Source organism: Sporosarcina sp. SG10008, assembly GCF_044569405.1.
In the GTDB taxonomy this organism is placed as follows: domain Bacteria; phylum Bacillota; class Bacilli; order Bacillales_A; family Planococcaceae; genus Sporosarcina; species Sporosarcina psychrophila.
This window is the reverse complement of record NZ_CP172607.1, coordinates 1,388,536-1,405,310: the sequence shown is the minus strand read 5'-3', so window position 1 is coordinate 1,405,310 and position 16,775 is coordinate 1,388,536. Positions and strand designations below refer to the sequence as shown.

Below are 16,775 nucleotides of genomic sequence, written 5' to 3'. Positions count from 1 at the left end.
TATTTGGACAACTAAAAACTGATTGCTCCATATTCGGAAACAATCAGTCACAGGTTTTTCAATCTTATAATGAAGACAAGGATATTGCACCTAAAAGCCCTCGAATGTCTTCAACTTATAATTAAATCGTGATACTTATATTTTCAGGAATCTTGTACTCGATCTTTAATTCCTTTGTTGAAATAGTTTCTTCGATTACTATATTTAATAAATCCCCTTTAGTTAATTCAGGGATATAGGCATCAATTAGTATATAATTTTTCTGCTTCGTAGGCTCTCCGTTAAACGAATTACTGTTCTGATCAATTATCGTTATACGTGCTAATTCAAATTCTTTAGTCGGTTTCTCGAATCCCAATGTTAATTTTCCATCATTCACATTATAGGATGATGAAGAAATTTCTATATTAGACTGATTCTCAAGTTGCTTAGCAGTCTCATTATTACCAAGGTTCAACATGGCGACAACAATTACAAACAATACGCCTGTGGCAATCAGAACATTTTTTTCTGATAATTTCATTGGACACTCCTAAATGAGTTTTTATTTACAAATTAACATTTTACACTTTTTTTTGTATAAGTAAAGCCCTTTTCGTGGTACTATACTTAAATAGTATTTAAAAGGTACTTTATATCACTATTTTTTGCGCTCATTGGACAACTAATTATGAACTCTTTAACGCAAATAATAAACAGGAGATGTCCAAATGCGGCAAATTAATTCAAATCCCACACTTCTTAATAAGTTTATAATTCTTATTTCAGCGTCATTAAAAGGCTTTTCGCAAGTTATTTTAGTTGATAATGCTTTTTCAGGGTTTTTAATACTAATGGGGATTACGCTTCATTCACCATTTCTTGGTCTAATGGCTTTTCTTTCTTCTATAATAGGAACCCTAACCGCGCAGTATTGCGGTGGAGATCATTCGCTGATTCGGGCTGGAATTTACAGTTTTAATTCCGTTCTAAGTGGAATGGCGGCAGTTCTTTTTTTAACTGGGGGAAATCGCTGGCTGATTGCACTGATTGCCGCTGCAATTGCTGCTTTATCAATGGCTATACTAACGAAATGGATTGCTAAATGGGGAATCCCTATACTAACAGTGCCGTTCGTTTTTATTACTTGGATTGGGCTACTTGTTACTTACAGGACCGACGTGCTTCACATGGATCCTGGTTTCGTCATCAGCTCCCCCGCGCGTTGGAATTTACAAACTGAGGGAACGCCAACTTTATTAGTTGGATTGATAAAAGGAATCGGTGAAGTTTTCATCATTGACTCTCTTTTGACAGGCTCCCTAATTCTTGTAGGGCTTTTCTTGGCAGGTTGGCGATTTGGAGTTTATGCAATTATCGGTACGTTTGTATCCTGGCTTGCTGCTTATTTTATGGGTGTAGATGCGCAATCATTGAATTTAGGTTTATATAATTACAACGCTGTTTTGACAATCATAGCCGTCAGTCTCGTATTTGATAATAAACCAGAAAAAACGCCGCTGACTGGAATAGTAGCTGCCACCTTGACAGTTCCAATTACTGCAGGATTGGAGTTCCTTCTCGATCCACTTGGTCTGCCTGCGCTAACGTTCCCTTTCATCTTATGTACTTGGTTATTTATAGCAGCAAGAAAGTTATTTCCGAAAATCTAAAAAGTGCGCGTGCAGATGAGCTAGTTCTGCAGTCGCACTTTTTTAATGAATGGAACTAGTTCTGTGTGCCAATTATTGCTGATGTTAAAAGTGTAAACCATGTTATACTATCATCCAATAGAAAATTTTAATTTGTAAAGGATGAAATTTTTATGATATATGATGTATTTTTATTTGATTTAGACGATACATTGTTTGATTTTGGCGAAACAGAAAAACGTGCGTTCACTCACTCTTTCGAATCAAACGGCTTTCCGAATGGGTTGAAGGACTATAGGGATAGTTACAACGCAATCAGCAAGTTGCTATGGGATGATTTGGAACAAGCGCATATCACACTGATGGAGTTAAAAACAGAAAGGTTTAAGCGATTGTTCATGCAACACGGCCTCGATATGAATGCGGAAGTTTTTGGGCAAACTTATCTTGATAACTTGGGTAAAGAAGTTCATCTTATTGACGGTGTGACAGAAATGCTGAGTAGCCTTAAAGGTTCCAGATTGGCGATATTGACGAACGGATTTAAAGATGTTCAGTTAGCTCGAATCGGTGGATCAGTCTTAAAAAACTCTTTCGAAGCTATTATTACATCTGAAGAGGCAGGTTACCAAAAACCACAGTCAAAGATATTCGAGTATACATTCAATAAATTGCAACTAACAGATAAGTCCCGTGTCCTAATGATTGGGGATTCACTTTCATCTGATATTCAAGGCGGAAATAACTTTGGTATCGATACTTGTTGGTTCAATCCGCAACAAAAGAAAAACTCAACTACCGCTAAACCTACATATGAAATTCAGAACTGGAACGAATTCAATTTCGGTTTCCGGAACATTTATTGAAACAGAAAATCATGTCTTGTAAAAGCGTATTGGACAGCAAAAGTTGCTGAATCGGTACGCTTTTTTATACTTATGTCCTATTTTAGCCTAGTCCGGTGAATTTGGTTCTTTCAATTCACTATACCAACCTCTTCAGAATCAAGCGTAGTTTGAAGTTCAAAATAAAACAATAAAGAAGCATTACTGCAGAGACCTAGAATAGTTTTGGATAAAACTTTTTTATCGCAATATAATGACTATTAACCCCTCTATTGTTCGGTTAACTGAAAACATGTTAAACTTTCATTAGGGTATTAATTTGCAATTGTAAGATATTTTAAACAAGACATATAACTAGTAGAGAGTGGGAAATTCGTATGCAGGAACAACAATTGGCAAGAGGCCTAAAAAACAGGCACGTACAACTAATTGCCATTGGGGGAGCAATCGGAACAGGATTATTCCTTGGTGCCGGAAAGTCGATTCATTTAGCAGGACCCTCCATTTTATTTGCTTATTTGATTACAGGCATAGTTTGCTTTTTAATCATGCGCGCACTTGGAGAACTGCTCTTAACCAATTTGGAATATAACTCTTTTGTTGACTTTGTACAAGACTATATGGGGAATATGGCTGCGTTCGTTACAGGCTGGACTTATTGGTTCTGCTGGATTTCAATCGCAATGGCTGACTTAACTGCCGTTGGTCTGTATACCCAGTTTTGGTTCCCTACAGTGCCACAGTGGATGCCAGGATTAATTGCACTTGTCATTTTGCTATTTATGAATCTTGCAACTGTTAAACTTTTTGGCGAAATGGAATTTTGGTTTGCATTAATTAAAATCATCGCGATTCTTGGACTCATTGTTATCGGAATCTTCATGATTATAAAAGGTTTTTCTACCGATTCAGGTCCATCCAGCTTCTCTAATCTATGGAGCCACGGTGGTATGTTCCCTAATGGCATTCATGGCTTTATCCTATCATTCCAGATGGTTGTATTTGCATTTGTAGGCATTGAACTTGTAGGACTGACAGCAGGGGAAACCGAAGACCCGGAAAAAGTTATCCCGAAAGCAATCAATAATATTCCTATTAGGATTTTAATATTCTATATCGGTGCTCTGATTGTTATTATGAGTATTTATCCGTGGAACGCTATCAATCCACTGGAAAGCCCGTTTGTCCAAGTCTTCGTTGCAGTCGGTATCGCTGCAGCTGCTGGTATCGTTAATTTCGTCGTCCTAACATCTGCAGCTTCGGCATGTAACAGCGCCGTCTTCAGCACAAGCCGTATGATATACTCGCTAGCTAAAGATAATAATGCACCTGTACCATTTACAAAACTGACTACCAACAAAGTCCCTTCCAATGCACTGTTCTTTTCAACCGTTATTATTCTGATCGCTGTTGTTTTGAACTATGTGATGCCGGAAGGCGTATTTACACTGATTACAAGTATTTCTACAGTGTGTTTCATCTTTATTTGGGGAATAACTGTCATCTGTCATTTGAAATACCGTAAAACTAGACCAGACCTTGCGAAAGTGAACAAGTTTAAAATGCCACTTCATCCATTTTCCAATTACTTAATCCTTATTTTCCTTGCATTCGTTCTTGTCGTACTAGCACTTGCAGAAGATACACGTGTTGCTTTGTTCATTACTCCTGTTTGGTTCATTTTGCTGATTGCTATTTATCAAATACGAAAAAATAAGAACCAACGGAACAAAATACAAGTCCTGTGATTCGTAAATAGTCTTTTATAGTAAAAATGAAAATGCCCTGTCTCTTGTTTCGAGACAGGGCATTTTCTATCTGGTCATACCAATGTGTTGAACACCTAAAGTCTATTTGGTATTTTTCTTTTTAGCTCTTTCTTCCAGTTTGCTTTTTGGCTCTTCAGCGAATTCAGTATCTCCATAACCTTGAGGCGTTACACTAGTGGCTTTCTTCCCTTTATCGTTATTGTGATCACTATTGATATTTTTGTTTTTCGTCATTAGTTCTTTCACCTCCATTTAGACATTCTACAATTTTTTAGTTCAAATTATAGTATGTCCAAATGTTGTATATACACTCCCGTGAATATGCATTTAATCATACAACCTTTCATTTTAACCCAGCTACTTCTTCTTTCGATAATTGACGCCATTCACCAAGAGCTAACGTACCAAGGGGGAGTTTTTTAATCCTCACACGTTGTAAACGAGTGACATTAATTTGAAACCGTCTACACATTCTTCTAATTTGTCGGTTCAATCCTTGTGACAAGGTGATTCTAAAGCAATTATCATCTATTTGAATGACTTTACACGGCTTTGTTAGTACATTCCCCTTTTTTCTAGGGTTATAAATTTCCACGCCTTTAGCCATTTCATCTATAAACGCCGCGGTTATTTTTTTATCAACTGTGACCATATAGTCTTTTTCATTATTATTTTCTTCCAGTAAAAGCTCGTTTACAATGCTGCCATCATTCGTCAGAAGAATTAACCCTTCAGACTGCTTATCTAGACGTCCAACAGGAAAAATCCTTTCCGGGTAATTGACGAAATCGATAATATTCCCTTCAATTCGGCTCGCCGAGGTGCACGTCACACCCGGTGGTTTATTGAGCATAAGATAAATATCATTTTCTTTCGCTTTGATAAGTTGCCCATCCACTTCTACCCGGTCCCCTTCACAAATCACATGTCCTAGTGAAATCTGATTCCCATTCACAGTCACTTTCCCCTCTTTTATCAACACATCGACCTTTCGCCTGGAACAAAGCCCCGATGAACTAATAAATTGATTCAGCCTCATATTGTTTCCTCCATTTACATCGTAAACAATCTGTTTGCTCTTGATTCCGTTCAACTCCACAGATCATTGCTTACCCTATTTTACCACACTAAATTTACCGTATTCCCCCACATATATAAGGACCGTCTCATGACAGTAAATGACTAACAATTTCATTTAAAAGAATAAAAACACAAAAATAAATCAGCCATTCACATAAATGGCTGATTTTAACTATATTTCCGGAACCTAATTCTGAATTATGTTAGAATCCGATTCCATTCTCTTTTGTATGATTTTAAATACCAAATACATACTATGTTATTAAATTTAGGTTCATAAACGATCATCGGAATCCTGCTTATAATCCTCTTCCCAAAAATCAGCATTTTTTATGCCCAGCTTCTTGGGATCAAAAACAGGATCAAGCCCTAATTTCTTCTGACTTTCATAATCTTTCAAGGCAAGTAGCGCTGGTTTGGTCAGTAGTAAAATCGCAATGACATTCAGCCATACCATAATACCTAAACCCGCATCTCCAAGTGCCCAGGCCAACTCTGCCGTTCTGATTGTTCCCCAAAAAGTCATGATTAGAATGACGATTTTCAATATGAGCATGGCCATTTTCGTGTTCTTTTTTCGTATTAAATAAGCTATGTTTGTTTCTGCAATATAATAATAGGCCATGATTGTTGTAAAAGCGAAGAAAAAGAGCGCAATGGCTACAAAGCCTGCTCCAAAACCAGGAAGAGCACTGTCAACTGCTGCCTGTGTATATCCTGGGCCCTGTTCTACACCAGGGATATTATTGACGATATATGTTCCATCCTCTGCCTGTGTGTTATACATTCCCGTAAACAGGATCATAAATGCTGTCGCTGAACAGACGAACAATGTGTCAATGTAGACGGAAAAAGACTGAACCAAACCCTGTTTGACTGGATGGGATACTTCTGCCGCCGCGGCCGCATGAGCTCCAGTTCCCTGTCCTGCTTCGTTTGAGAATATTCCCCTCTTCACGCCCCACATAATCGCCATACCAATGATACCGCCAAAAGCGGAATCTATGGCAAAAGCACTTTTAAAAATCAATGCAAAGACTTCAGGTAATAGATTGATATTCATTACAATAATTACGAGTGCAACCAGCATATACCCCAATGCCATGAATGGAACGATAATCTGTGCAACGTTCGCAATTCGCTTGACTCCACCTAAAATGATGAAACCTAAGATAGCTACAATTACAAGCCCTGTTCCCCATTGGGGAATACTAAATGCATTATTCATCCCAACGGCAATTGAATTGGATTGGACACCTGGCATGAGGACTGCCATCGCAATTAGAGCAGCAATTGCAAATAGAGTTCCAAACCACTTCCATCCTATCCCTTTCTCAATAAAATAAGCTGGACCACCGCGATATTGTCCATCTTGTTTCACTTTGTATATTTGTGCTAGTGTGGATTCAACAAAGGCACTTGAGGCCCCAATGAAAGCGATTGCCCACATCCAAAAGACAGCTCCTGGTCCTCCGTAATAAATTGCCGTTGCCACACCCGCAATATTACCTGTCCCAACCCGCCCGGAAAGTGCAATCGATAACGCCTGGAAGGAGGAAATACCAGCATTTGAACTTTTCCCCTGAAACATCAATGTAACCATCTCTTTAATGTGCCTCACCTGCAAAAAACGCGTCAATACAGAAAATAATAAACCGACCCCAAGTAAAATATAAATGACTGGCGTACTCCATAAAATGTTATTCAGTCCATTTACAAAATCCTCCATTAAACACCCCTCCACCCTTTTTTAAATTTCCAGACAATACCTTCTGATTATATGATAGAATTTCAGTTTGTAGACGAGTTCTATTCGGTTTTTAGTAAGGCATTTTCTTTATGCGAAATTACTATCAACTCACATATCCATATAAACATACAAAAGATACCAGACATTCACTTACATACCTGATACTCTAATTATTAATATGCAACTGTAGTTTCTGCATAGCCTTTTAGTTATTTTGAAAATGAACGTAACTGTTCAGAGCGATAGATCATCATTCTTTGCTTGTTCAATTGGGCATTGTAATACATAGAAAGGGTGAAATTCTCGGCTGCAATTACTCTGTATTTTTTCAGAGGACCTCGAATAATAAATGGAATGGCATTATTCGAGGTCCGCTCTTCGCTCGCCAAATCTGAATTCAAACCGATTGCCAAGTAAAAGTAATGGACGTAAATTCGAGATTGTCTCATACATAATCATAGCCAGTATCTGTTTCAATTCGCCTTTCATTATTAAACAGAAAATGACGATTCAGGATTGGCATTCATCGCACTGATTATAAAAAATCACCTCGGCCGATTTGATTAAGCAAAATTTGAATTCGTCAATGCATCCTCAATATCGACTTTATATAGCGCTTCCTTTGACGTAGCTTTCTTAATCGTAAAATTGATGCAAACATATAAAGGTTTAAAAATTTCCCGATATCAATTACTAATCGGTATCCGAAATTTCTGGCTCCTAGTTCGGATGAAATACCAATTTGTATTTGTATCAGATACTTTTTCCCAAATAAATATCCCTGTCTATGTTCTGTTGACATAGACAGGGATATTTCCAATAATATCGCAACTTCACTCTGTTTCCATTATTTCTTCTTTTTTGAAGAACCTTTACTCTTACCCTTAATATTATTTTCAACAGATTTCTTTTCGACTGATACCTGTTCTTTTGAAAAGTCTGTCTCCTCCCCGAATTCTGTGTCGTAGTTGAGATTGTTAAAGTTGCGATGATTTGTATCCTCAACTACTTCTTCCATTGGTTTAAACAAAATCCCTAAGCAAACCAGTCCACTTAGACCAACAAGAACATAAATCACCCTTGACAAAAATGCCTCTTGCCCACCAAATATTGATGCTACTAAATCAAATTTAAAAATCCCAATTAAACCCCAGTTAATAGCACCAATAATTACTAATGCCAAAGCAATCCGTTGTATCGCTCTCATGAATTAACACCTCCTCCATATTACTATTCCGTTTTATAAACTAATCGCCGCCGCAATCACTAATGAAATGTTCTTTTTTCTCATCGTAAGATCTTTCCCGAGTGCTGTCTGGATGATACCTTCAGGAATGGTCACAATAAAAACAATTCATCCGTAAATCGCTAAGACTTGTTCTTATCTTCTGCCAATAGAGTGTTTTAATACATTAAATTATAATTCGTGAAAATCTAAAGACTAATCACGTTATTTTAATTTTCGATACCTATTAAGCAGGTCTAACGGGAGGATGTGAATGCTTAGCATTGACTGAATCCAATTATGCATTTATTGGTATGACAGGAAATATTACTTTTCAATAGTTCTTGTAAACTACTTTTTTGGGCCGAGTGCTTGTTCTTTTCTCCATAGATTGATTTCCTGTCGATTCACTAATTTGAGTGTGAATCAATGCATTAGTGTTTGTCTAGGTTAAATTTCAACGCCATATGACATGGATTAATGAAAAAATAGCCACTTTAAGATTTGGATTTCCATCTCTCAAAGCGGCTATTCGTATTGAATTAATAATCTACGCCTGATGCTTTTCCAAAAATGCCAGCATCAAGCTATATACTTTAATTTCATTCTCTTTTTTCGAGAACCCATGTCCTTCATCTTCCAAAACAAGATACTCGACATCACGGCCCTTTTCTTTTAATTTTGCAACGATTTGGTCAGACTCTTCTTTGACGACTCGTGGATCTTTTGCTCCTTGAATGACAAGCATAGGCTTTACCATGCCGTCTAAGTAAGTAACAGGTGAGTCTTTGATGAAACGTTCTTTATCGCGCTCGGGATCCCCAAGCCATCGTTCCATTATCGGCTTCCAGTGTGGTGGAACAGAGTTGATGAAGGTAAATAAATCAGACGGCCCGAAAATATCAACAACTGCTCTGAAATAGTCTGAATGTCGCCCATGCAATAATAGTGCCATGTATCCGCCATAGCTACCGCCGACAAGGAACAGCTTATTTCGGTCTGTAAACCCACTTTCAAACAACCACTCGATTCCAGCGATACAGTCAAGTCTTGGTCCCTCGCCCCAATCCAGCTCAACTAGCTTTGTGAATGCCGATCCATATCCTGTACTTCCACGGAAGTTCGGCGCAAAAATTGTATAGCCTCTATTAATGAAGCATTGGAACATCGAACGGAACATTTTCCGCTCAGCTGATTGCGGTCCACCATGTGGCCAGAAAATCGTATAACCGTTATCATTTTCGGGCTTCGCTTTGAACAATAAAGCCTCGATTTCCATTCCATCAAAGCTTGTATAGGAAACAATGTCTGGCTCCACCATATCCTCTTGACTTAATCCCAAGACACGATTGTTCGTCAATTGCTTCCACTCTACACCGTTAGACGATTGATAGACATTATGTGGTACGGTTGCACTGCGTCCTAATATATAAAGATTTCCCGATTTCGCCACTTGTATTTGTTCTATTATATCAACAGGCAACGAGCATTCTTCAACTTTGTCGGTGGCAACGTCATACCGATATAAAATATCTGTAACACCTTTGACAGTGATAAGATAGAACGCTTTGTTGTCCTTATCCCATTTAACCGATTGAATACTTTCCCCATCAAAGGCTAGGACTTTGGAAAACTCTTTGGATGTCAAATCGAACTTAGCCAAATACATTTCGTCGCTGTCGTAATCCGTTGCAAAGTAAATTGTTTCATTATCTGTGAAAACTGGTTCCATGGCAACATGGACCTTCTCTGGGTCCGGTGTAATGTTGAAGGTCTCTTCCCCCATCTTTACAAAGCCAACGATATATGTATTGGCAAATGCTCGTAAATAAACAAATGATTCTTCATTCTCGGATACTGCAGCTAGTTCGGTAGTTGATACTTCTCCGACATTCAGCAGTCTATCCTCTCCTGTTTCCAAGTTACGAATCCGTGTGTTCAAAAAAGATGGATTCTCTTTTGATGTCTCATAGTACACGCGCTTTCCGTCTGCACTCAGATGGCTAAAATAATACTTTTCAGATGCATCTCCTGTAATAAGCGGATGCGGCAATCCACCATCGTTTGGTATCGCATAAATTTGATAATTCTCATCTCCATCCTTATCAAATCCCGCTAACACATACCGGTTCTCTGGATCGAATTTTATAAAATTACATGATTCATCCCTATGAGCAAATAGATATGGATAAGTGTCCGGCAAATCCATCGCCCACAAATTCATTTTGCCATTTAAATTAGCGTTAAACACTAATCGCTTTTCATCGCTACTTACTGCAAAGTTTGTAATCGTATACGTACGGAAAAATTGCTCGACTGTTGGTTTCGGAAAATTAATCATTATGAACCCCCTAAATGGTAGTAAAGCAATTTCATTTCTTCCTATTAGTATACCATTTATCAGATAAAATAGAATACCACAAGGATTCCGCTTTTTGAGAGTGGTAATGACTTATTTTTTATTACACACATAAGCAAGCTGTGCCAAAAAAATTCAATAGAGAAAGGACATAAAAAGTAGAAATGATTATTATAGGTGCATTTTTTTGCAACTGTATATTCTAACGGAACTAATAGTCCACCATAGCCTACGGTGACAACTTTGACCTCTACCTCTTATAGGTGTCTCCTATACAATCGGGGGTACTATTTTAGTATTGCTTGGTGTACCAGCGTTCCCCCCCACCAACCAATGTCTAGATGGTTCTTCCATGAATGGTGCTAACACTATTTTCACCATTCATGGTACCGACCACTATCATCAGACGTATCAAGTTACTACAACCGTCTCACTACTTGCCGGCGCTAGACTGATGCTAAATGGTATTTCCTGATTCAATTGTTTCCCTCGCTTCGCTGTAGCTGCTGCATCAAGTTATATTTATAATTGATTTTCCCCTTGTCATACACACGTAAAAAAAGGTACTCATGTAATTCAATATACTTTAAATCATACTTAGTCCAGATACCCATAAGTTGAATTTCAAAATAAAAAAGCAGTGATTATCGCTTATTACCGACAATCACTGCTTTTTTAAGTAGCTCATTGTTGAATAGTGCTGTGTTCCCTATCGCTTGAAAAAAATTACCGAAAGCTTCAATTGTACTTCGTTTAGCAACTAACTCCTTGACTTTCATCTCCGGTCATTTTTTCTTTCGTTATTCCTATAGCGGTGACACCAGACTAACCGCTATAATCTAGGCTCTAGAATAAATAAGTTCCTCTCCATGATTCTTCAGCATATACAGACCTATATATGTTGCACTAATGATTCTATATAATGTCCAGCGAAGGCGCCTCATAGGGGTAGCCGAAGCAATAAGACTGACAGCGGTTTTCTGTCTGGCTTATTGCGAGAGGCATCCCCTAGCGCGGGCATTGTTGAGAGAATTCTTTATGTCAACATATATAGTCTAACTTCTGATTTCACCCATTCAAAAATCTTCCAAATCAGCAACAGAAATAGGAAATAACCTATGAACGAATAGATATGGTTCCATTGATTCTCATGATAAAAAAAACCTAATTGCATTGACTTTTTCTCAATGAATGGCACGAGTGCGCTAAGAAAAAAAGTAAAAATCAGCCTACTCCATTTTGACATTTTATCTACCAAATAAAGATATAGCCCTATTAACATAGGTAGGATGATTAATGTAAATACAATATTAATCGGAAATACATCTGGGAAAGGGCGAACCGGGAACTCATATAATTGTTTTCCAACAAAATACAAATCTAAATAGGTACCCAGTAAAGAAGCCACTAAAATAGATGGCAAATACAAGAATGCATTACGTGAAGATAGCCGTTTTCGCGATAGCGGCGAGTTCAAGCCTTTCAAGTGTTTCACAGTATTCACCCATCACCTTTCCATTAATCGGTTCTTTTACTTCTACTAGGTAATCAACAACACGCCAATGCTCGAACCAATCTCCAGTTTCCGCTTCGTGATGAGGGATGTTTTCCCACACATACTCAAGCCGCGGGCTATACAACCTAAGCGCTCCTTTTCTTAGCGCACAAGACTTTAACCTCCTCGTAATAGCCAATCCTGGCACCCCTTCGAACACATCATTAAAAACATCCGGCCAATAGTCCTTACGCGAACCAGTATGTGGGTGGGTAGTTGCCCAGCGATAAACTTTTTCTAATAGGTCTGCCTCATGAAATAGTAATCGATACAAATCCTTTCCGAGCATAATACGTTCATGTAGCGATCCAAATTGATGAAGCGTTAATCCCGTAAGAGGTGCCTTTTCAGTTGACTTTCCACTGTCAGTAAAGGGAAACAAAATTTGATTGAATGAAAGCAGATCCTGGAGTACGAATTCGAACGTCTGAAAAACCTTTCTTTGATAGAAGGAATTTCGCACGATTCTGTTCTCCAAATAATTTTGTTCATTAATTATGAGTGCAATCGCAAGCGTATAGGAATCACTTTCCTCCCAGAAACGATTCCAAATCACTTCCATAAAAGCAGAAACATTTAAGTAAGGCAACAAATAAAACAAATTCCGACTTTGAAATAGACTTTCTTCATATAATAAGAACTGCGGATATACATCTTGGAATATAAGCCAGTTCCCACGTTCCAAGAATGAATAGAAATCTTGTTTTGTTTTTTCATTCATAAGTCTAGAAAGGAACTCTCCTTTTAAATCCGTCATATTCCATCCGCCATTTCTCGAAACCATATGTCCTAGGAATGCCCAGTGAATTTCTGGCCGAAAAATATAGAAATCGAGGTAAGCTTTTGTTCTCGTCACATTATTCAGGTTCAACTGTTTCGTTTTTAAACGAATCAGTTGAAGAAGTTGCTGATCCCCCCAAGATAAGTGCTGTTCCTCCAGAATAGGAACAGAGTTATACTTCTTCAAATCAGCTTTAATTAATAGTAAACTTTCCGGAAGTTGTTGTTTTCCCCCTATTTTTCTTAATAAATTAAACACGGGCCGCCCCCCTACTAAAAATCATTCCTCCTTTAGGATTATGAATAGGGATATATAGATATGAATAACCTTTACTAAGGAGATGATGAGACGTTGACATATCGTACCGAACAGTTGATTAGCCAATTAGTCCAACAACTAAAAACTGACCAGACACCCGATGGTTCGTGGGATTACCCCTTTGAAACGGGTATTTCAACAGATGCCTATATGATTATTTTAGTAAGGACACTGGAAATAGATGATGAAAATTTAGTTCGCGAATTAACTGAAAGAATATTGAGTAAACAGGAGGCAAATGGCGCTTGGAAACTTTTCCATGATGAAGGTGATGGGAACATATCCGCTACGGTTGAAGCCTATTACTCACTTCTTTATTCAGGCTATGTCAGCAAGGAAGACTATAGATTGCTTGCGGCAAAAAAGTTTATTTTGGCAAACGGTGGTCTTGAAAAATCACATATGTTAACAAAAATCATGCTGGCGTTAACCGGTCAATATCCATGGCCCGCATATTTCCCAATACCGGTTGAAATTATCCTCTTGCCGCTCAATTTCCCCATCAATTTCTATGACCTTTCTGTGTATGGAAGAGCAAATCTTGCTCCAATTATGATTTTAGCAAATAAGAAATACGTAAAAACAACAAAAAGCAGCCCTAATCTATCTGAATTATTCCTTCCAGAGACAGCTGATGATTTTTTCAATATACAAGATATCCAAGAACTTTTTTCTATAATTGAACATGACCTTAAAAGTTTTCTGGGTTTATCTCAAACTTTCAATTCTTTAGCCATCAATCAAACAAAACAGTATATGCTCAATCACATTGAGCCAGATGGAACCCTTTACAGTTATTTTAGTTCTACGTTTCTTATGATATTTTCCCTGCTCTCTCTTGGTCACTCCAACAGCGACCCGATAATTTTAAAGGCGGTCCAAGGACTAAAAGCGATGCAATGCACGATTCATGGTCAGCAGCATATACAATATACAACTGCAACGGTGTGGAATACGTCCTTAATTAGCTACGCTCTTCAAAAAGCAGGAGTTCCTTCGACTGATTCAGTAATCGAAAAGGCAAGCGAATACTTGTTAGAGCAGCAGCAAACTAAATATGGCGATTGGGCGATTCATAATCCTGGAGTTTTATCCGGGGGCTGGGGATTCTCAGCTGTAAATACGATGAATCCTGATATAGATGACTCAACGGCTTCACTAAGGGCTATTTCACAGCTAGTTCAGAAAGACACTCGCATTCATCAAGCTTGGGACAAAGGAATTCTTTGGGTAATGTCTATGCAAAATAGTGACGGTGGATGGCCTGCATTCGAAAAAAATGTTGATAATCAATTATTGAACTTGCTTCCAATTGAAGGCGGTAAATTTTTATTGACAGATCCAAGCAGTGCCGATTTAACCGGTAGAACACTTGAATTTCTAGGTGAATATACGAACTTACCGAAAAATCATGACCTTATGAAACGCGGGGTAGATTGGCTAATTCATAATCAAGAAGTGGATGGTTCATGGTACGGGCGCTGGGGAATTTGTTTTATTTACGGAACATGGGCGGCAATTACTGGTCTTATCGCGGTAGGTGTAAGCCCAGGGAGTCCAACTATTCAAAAAGCTGTAAACTGGTTACTTTCGATACAAAATCATGACGGCGGTTGGGGAGAATCTTGCAAAAGCGACCTCGCATCTAAGTACATCCCTCTTGGTTCCAGCAACCTAACTCAAACAGCATGGGCACTGGATACACTCATTGCGGTTTCAGAAAAGGCAACACCCGTAATTGATGCAGGGATTTCCTATTTGCTAGAAACCTATAATAAAGTCGATTGGACGTTATTCTATCCGGTTGGACAAGGAATGGGTGGAGGTTTTTATATCCACTATCATAGCTATCAATATATCTTTCCTTTGCTTGCGCTTACCAATTACGAAAAAAAATTTCAAGGATAATTGTTTTTATTGTATATATAGGGCTTTTACGCCCAAAGTGATACGACCATCATTTTCTTTATAAAACCATGTATACGAATAATCGCGTCACCTGGGAGATTTTCAAAACTATATTGAATATCTATTTTTTCCACTGAATATGTTCCAGACCTCGTCAATAAACTTTAAATAATAACAATGAAGGGATGGAGAATTGAAACAAGTATTAATATTTGGTGCTACCATAATAATTGGAATCATTCTTGGGATAATCGCAACCTATATCATGAAATGAAAGAAAAATGACTGTTTGACTATCACAAACCATTTCTCAATCAAAGTATTCGTAATAGTCCAGTGAAAGGGAGCAATTATTCTTATTAGAAGGCCAGAAGTAACTTAGCACCCTTAATACTAAGTTATTTATGGTCCTTTTATTTTTCATCAAAATCAATATTATTAATAAAAGAGTTTTCTTTTGTAAACTGTTGGAATCTGCAGAAGGGATACTCTTTTTGAAAAGAAATTCAAAGAAGTTGACGGACTCTTTTATTAAGTCCATCAACTTCTTTGAATCATCTTTAAAACTATAATGCTACTTTTCCAGAATACTCATAACAATCTCCAAGCCATTCGGTAGATTTCATGAATAATTCATTTTCAAATGTGTAGCTTGAAAATGTATGATCTGCATCCTCAATATAATGCGTGTTTACTCGTTCAGGAACAAGTCTTTGTAGCAATGATGCAGAATAACGCGCAGCATGTTCTTTCGGTATATCCTTATCCTGTTGTGCATGAATGATCAACGCTGCCTCTTGGTACGAACGAATCGCTTCAAGAGGGTGATGGTTTTTCAAATCAGTTAAAAATGATTGACTCACATAAAACCCATGATAATCAACTACCCCATTTAGTGCCGCTGTTTTCATAGCGTTCTCGCCTAAAATTCCGGTAATATCTTTATAAGGTTTCCCAACTGGTGACCATAAAATAAGTTTACGAATTCGACAATCTACTGCAGCAGTTAATGAAGCTACAGCACCTCCAAGACTATGACCGATTAATATAATATTGTTTGCATCTATTTCAGGTAACATGGATACATAATTTAACACCGCCTGAACCTCACTTAATTGCTTCGTGACCGTAACATCCGCATAATCCCCGTCGCTTTCCCCACAACCACTAAAATCAAATCGAAAAACCGCATAACCCTTCTCTGTGAAATACCGTGCTGCTTTCACAAATAACCGATGTTCTCCGACTTTGCTACCGACAAATCCATGTAATAATACAATAAGCGGAACCTTTCTATGATGCACTCTTTCTGGAAGATGAAGAACCCCCGAAAGATAAAGTTGATTAGCATAAATTGAAATCGCTTTACTTGTCATAGTAAACACCCTTTCAAGGATACTCTCCAAATAAACTATTCTTACCTGTTTACTCGGTATTATACGTATGTAATTTAGAGAAGTCAATGAGTTGGCGCGAGATAGTTAAGCTTTCAATGGTACATCTTGTATAGGTTCCTTAAAAAACTTTGATATAAAAATGCCACAGGAGTTTTTA

14 protein-coding genes are annotated in these 16,775 nt (G+C 37.9%); 5 read left to right on the top strand and 9 right to left on the bottom strand.

Annotated features, from left to right (window positions below; genetic code table 11):
• Positions 1–121 precede the first annotated feature (121 nt).
• Complete coding sequence (locus ACGLYD_RS06765; RefSeq protein WP_067208634.1) at positions 122–523, bottom strand: hypothetical protein; 402 nt, start codon at positions 521–523, stop codon at positions 122–124.
• Positions 524–710: 187 nt separating this feature from the next.
• Here ACGLYD_RS06765 and ACGLYD_RS06760 point away from each other — a divergent pair, with 187 nt between their 5' ends.
• The 3 genes from ACGLYD_RS06760 (at position 711) to ACGLYD_RS06750 (ending at position 4,224) form a co-directional block, all read left to right on the top strand.
• Complete coding sequence (locus tag ACGLYD_RS06760) at positions 711–1,652, top strand: urea transporter (protein ID WP_067208631.1); 942 nt, start codon at positions 711–713, stop codon at positions 1,650–1,652.
• A 152-nt stretch (positions 1,653–1,804) separates the two neighbouring features.
• Positions 1,805–2,497 carry a YjjG family noncanonical pyrimidine nucleotidase gene (locus tag ACGLYD_RS06755; RefSeq protein ID WP_067208628.1) on the top strand — a complete coding sequence of 231 codons (693 nt, stop codon included), beginning with the start codon at positions 1,805–1,807 and terminating at the stop codon, positions 2,495–2,497.
• Positions 2,498–2,853: 356 nt separating this feature from the next.
• Positions 2,854–4,224, top strand: coding sequence for an amino acid permease (locus tag ACGLYD_RS06750; RefSeq protein WP_067208625.1), 1,371 nt, complete (start codon positions 2,854–2,856; stop codon positions 4,222–4,224).
• 102 nt (positions 4,225–4,326) lie between these two features.
• Here the strand turns inward: ACGLYD_RS06750 and sspL are convergent, their stop codons facing one another.
• From sspL to ACGLYD_RS06725, 5 genes are all read right to left on the bottom strand, one after another.
• Positions 4,327–4,479 (bottom strand): small, acid-soluble spore protein L, encoded by a 153-nt coding sequence (sspL, locus tag ACGLYD_RS06745; RefSeq protein WP_067208623.1) that lies wholly within the window; start codon positions 4,477–4,479, stop codon positions 4,327–4,329.
• Positions 4,480–4,588: 109 nt separating this feature from the next.
• Positions 4,589–5,284 carry a pseudouridine synthase gene (locus ACGLYD_RS06740; protein WP_067208619.1) on the bottom strand — a complete coding sequence of 232 codons (696 nt, stop codon included), beginning with the start codon at positions 5,282–5,284 and terminating at the stop codon, positions 4,589–4,591.
• 315 nt (positions 5,285–5,599) lie between these two features.
• On the bottom strand, positions 5,600–7,054 hold the full coding sequence (locus tag ACGLYD_RS06735) for a sodium:alanine symporter family protein (RefSeq protein WP_067208616.1): 1,455 nt from the start codon (positions 7,052–7,054) through the stop codon (positions 5,600–5,602).
• A gap of 868 nt (positions 7,055–7,922) precedes the next feature.
• Positions 7,923–8,282: a DUF378 domain-containing protein gene (locus ACGLYD_RS06730; RefSeq protein WP_067208613.1), complete on the bottom strand. Its 360-nt coding sequence runs from the start codon at positions 8,280–8,282 to the stop codon at positions 7,923–7,925.
• 568 nt (positions 8,283–8,850) lie between these two features.
• Entirely contained in the window at positions 8,851–10,641 is a 1,791-nt protein-coding gene (locus tag ACGLYD_RS06725; protein ID WP_399632058.1) for a prolyl oligopeptidase family serine peptidase, read from the bottom strand.
• Positions 10,642–10,957: 316 nt separating this feature from the next.
• Here ACGLYD_RS06725 and ACGLYD_RS06720 point away from each other — a divergent pair, with 316 nt between their 5' ends.
• Positions 10,958–11,134, top strand: coding sequence for a BclA C-terminal domain-containing protein (locus ACGLYD_RS06720; RefSeq protein WP_187047572.1), 177 nt, complete (start codon positions 10,958–10,960; stop codon positions 11,132–11,134).
• A 561-nt stretch (positions 11,135–11,695) separates the two neighbouring features.
• Here the strand turns inward: ACGLYD_RS06720 and ACGLYD_RS06715 are convergent.
• Positions 11,696–12,067, bottom strand: coding sequence for a CBO0543 family protein (locus ACGLYD_RS06715; protein WP_304627129.1), 372 nt, complete (start codon positions 12,065–12,067; stop codon positions 11,696–11,698).
• A 28-nt stretch (positions 12,068–12,095) separates the two neighbouring features.
• Entirely contained in the window at positions 12,096–13,253 is a 1,158-nt protein-coding gene (locus ACGLYD_RS06710; RefSeq protein ID WP_187047571.1) for a DUF2515 family protein, read from the bottom strand.
• Positions 13,254–13,346: 93 nt separating this feature from the next.
• Here ACGLYD_RS06710 and shc point away from each other — a divergent pair, with 93 nt between their 5' ends.
• A complete protein-coding gene (shc, locus tag ACGLYD_RS06705) occupies positions 13,347–15,221 on the top strand; it encodes a squalene--hopene cyclase (protein ID WP_399632054.1) in 1,875 nt (624 codons plus the stop codon).
• A gap of 566 nt (positions 15,222–15,787) precedes the next feature.
• On the opposite strand, the gene ACGLYD_RS06700 is transcribed toward shc, so the two are convergent.
• Positions 15,788–16,597: an alpha/beta fold hydrolase gene (locus tag ACGLYD_RS06700; protein ID WP_354312893.1), complete on the bottom strand. Its 810-nt coding sequence runs from the start codon at positions 16,595–16,597 to the stop codon at positions 15,788–15,790.
• Positions 16,598–16,775: the final 178 nt, after the last annotated feature.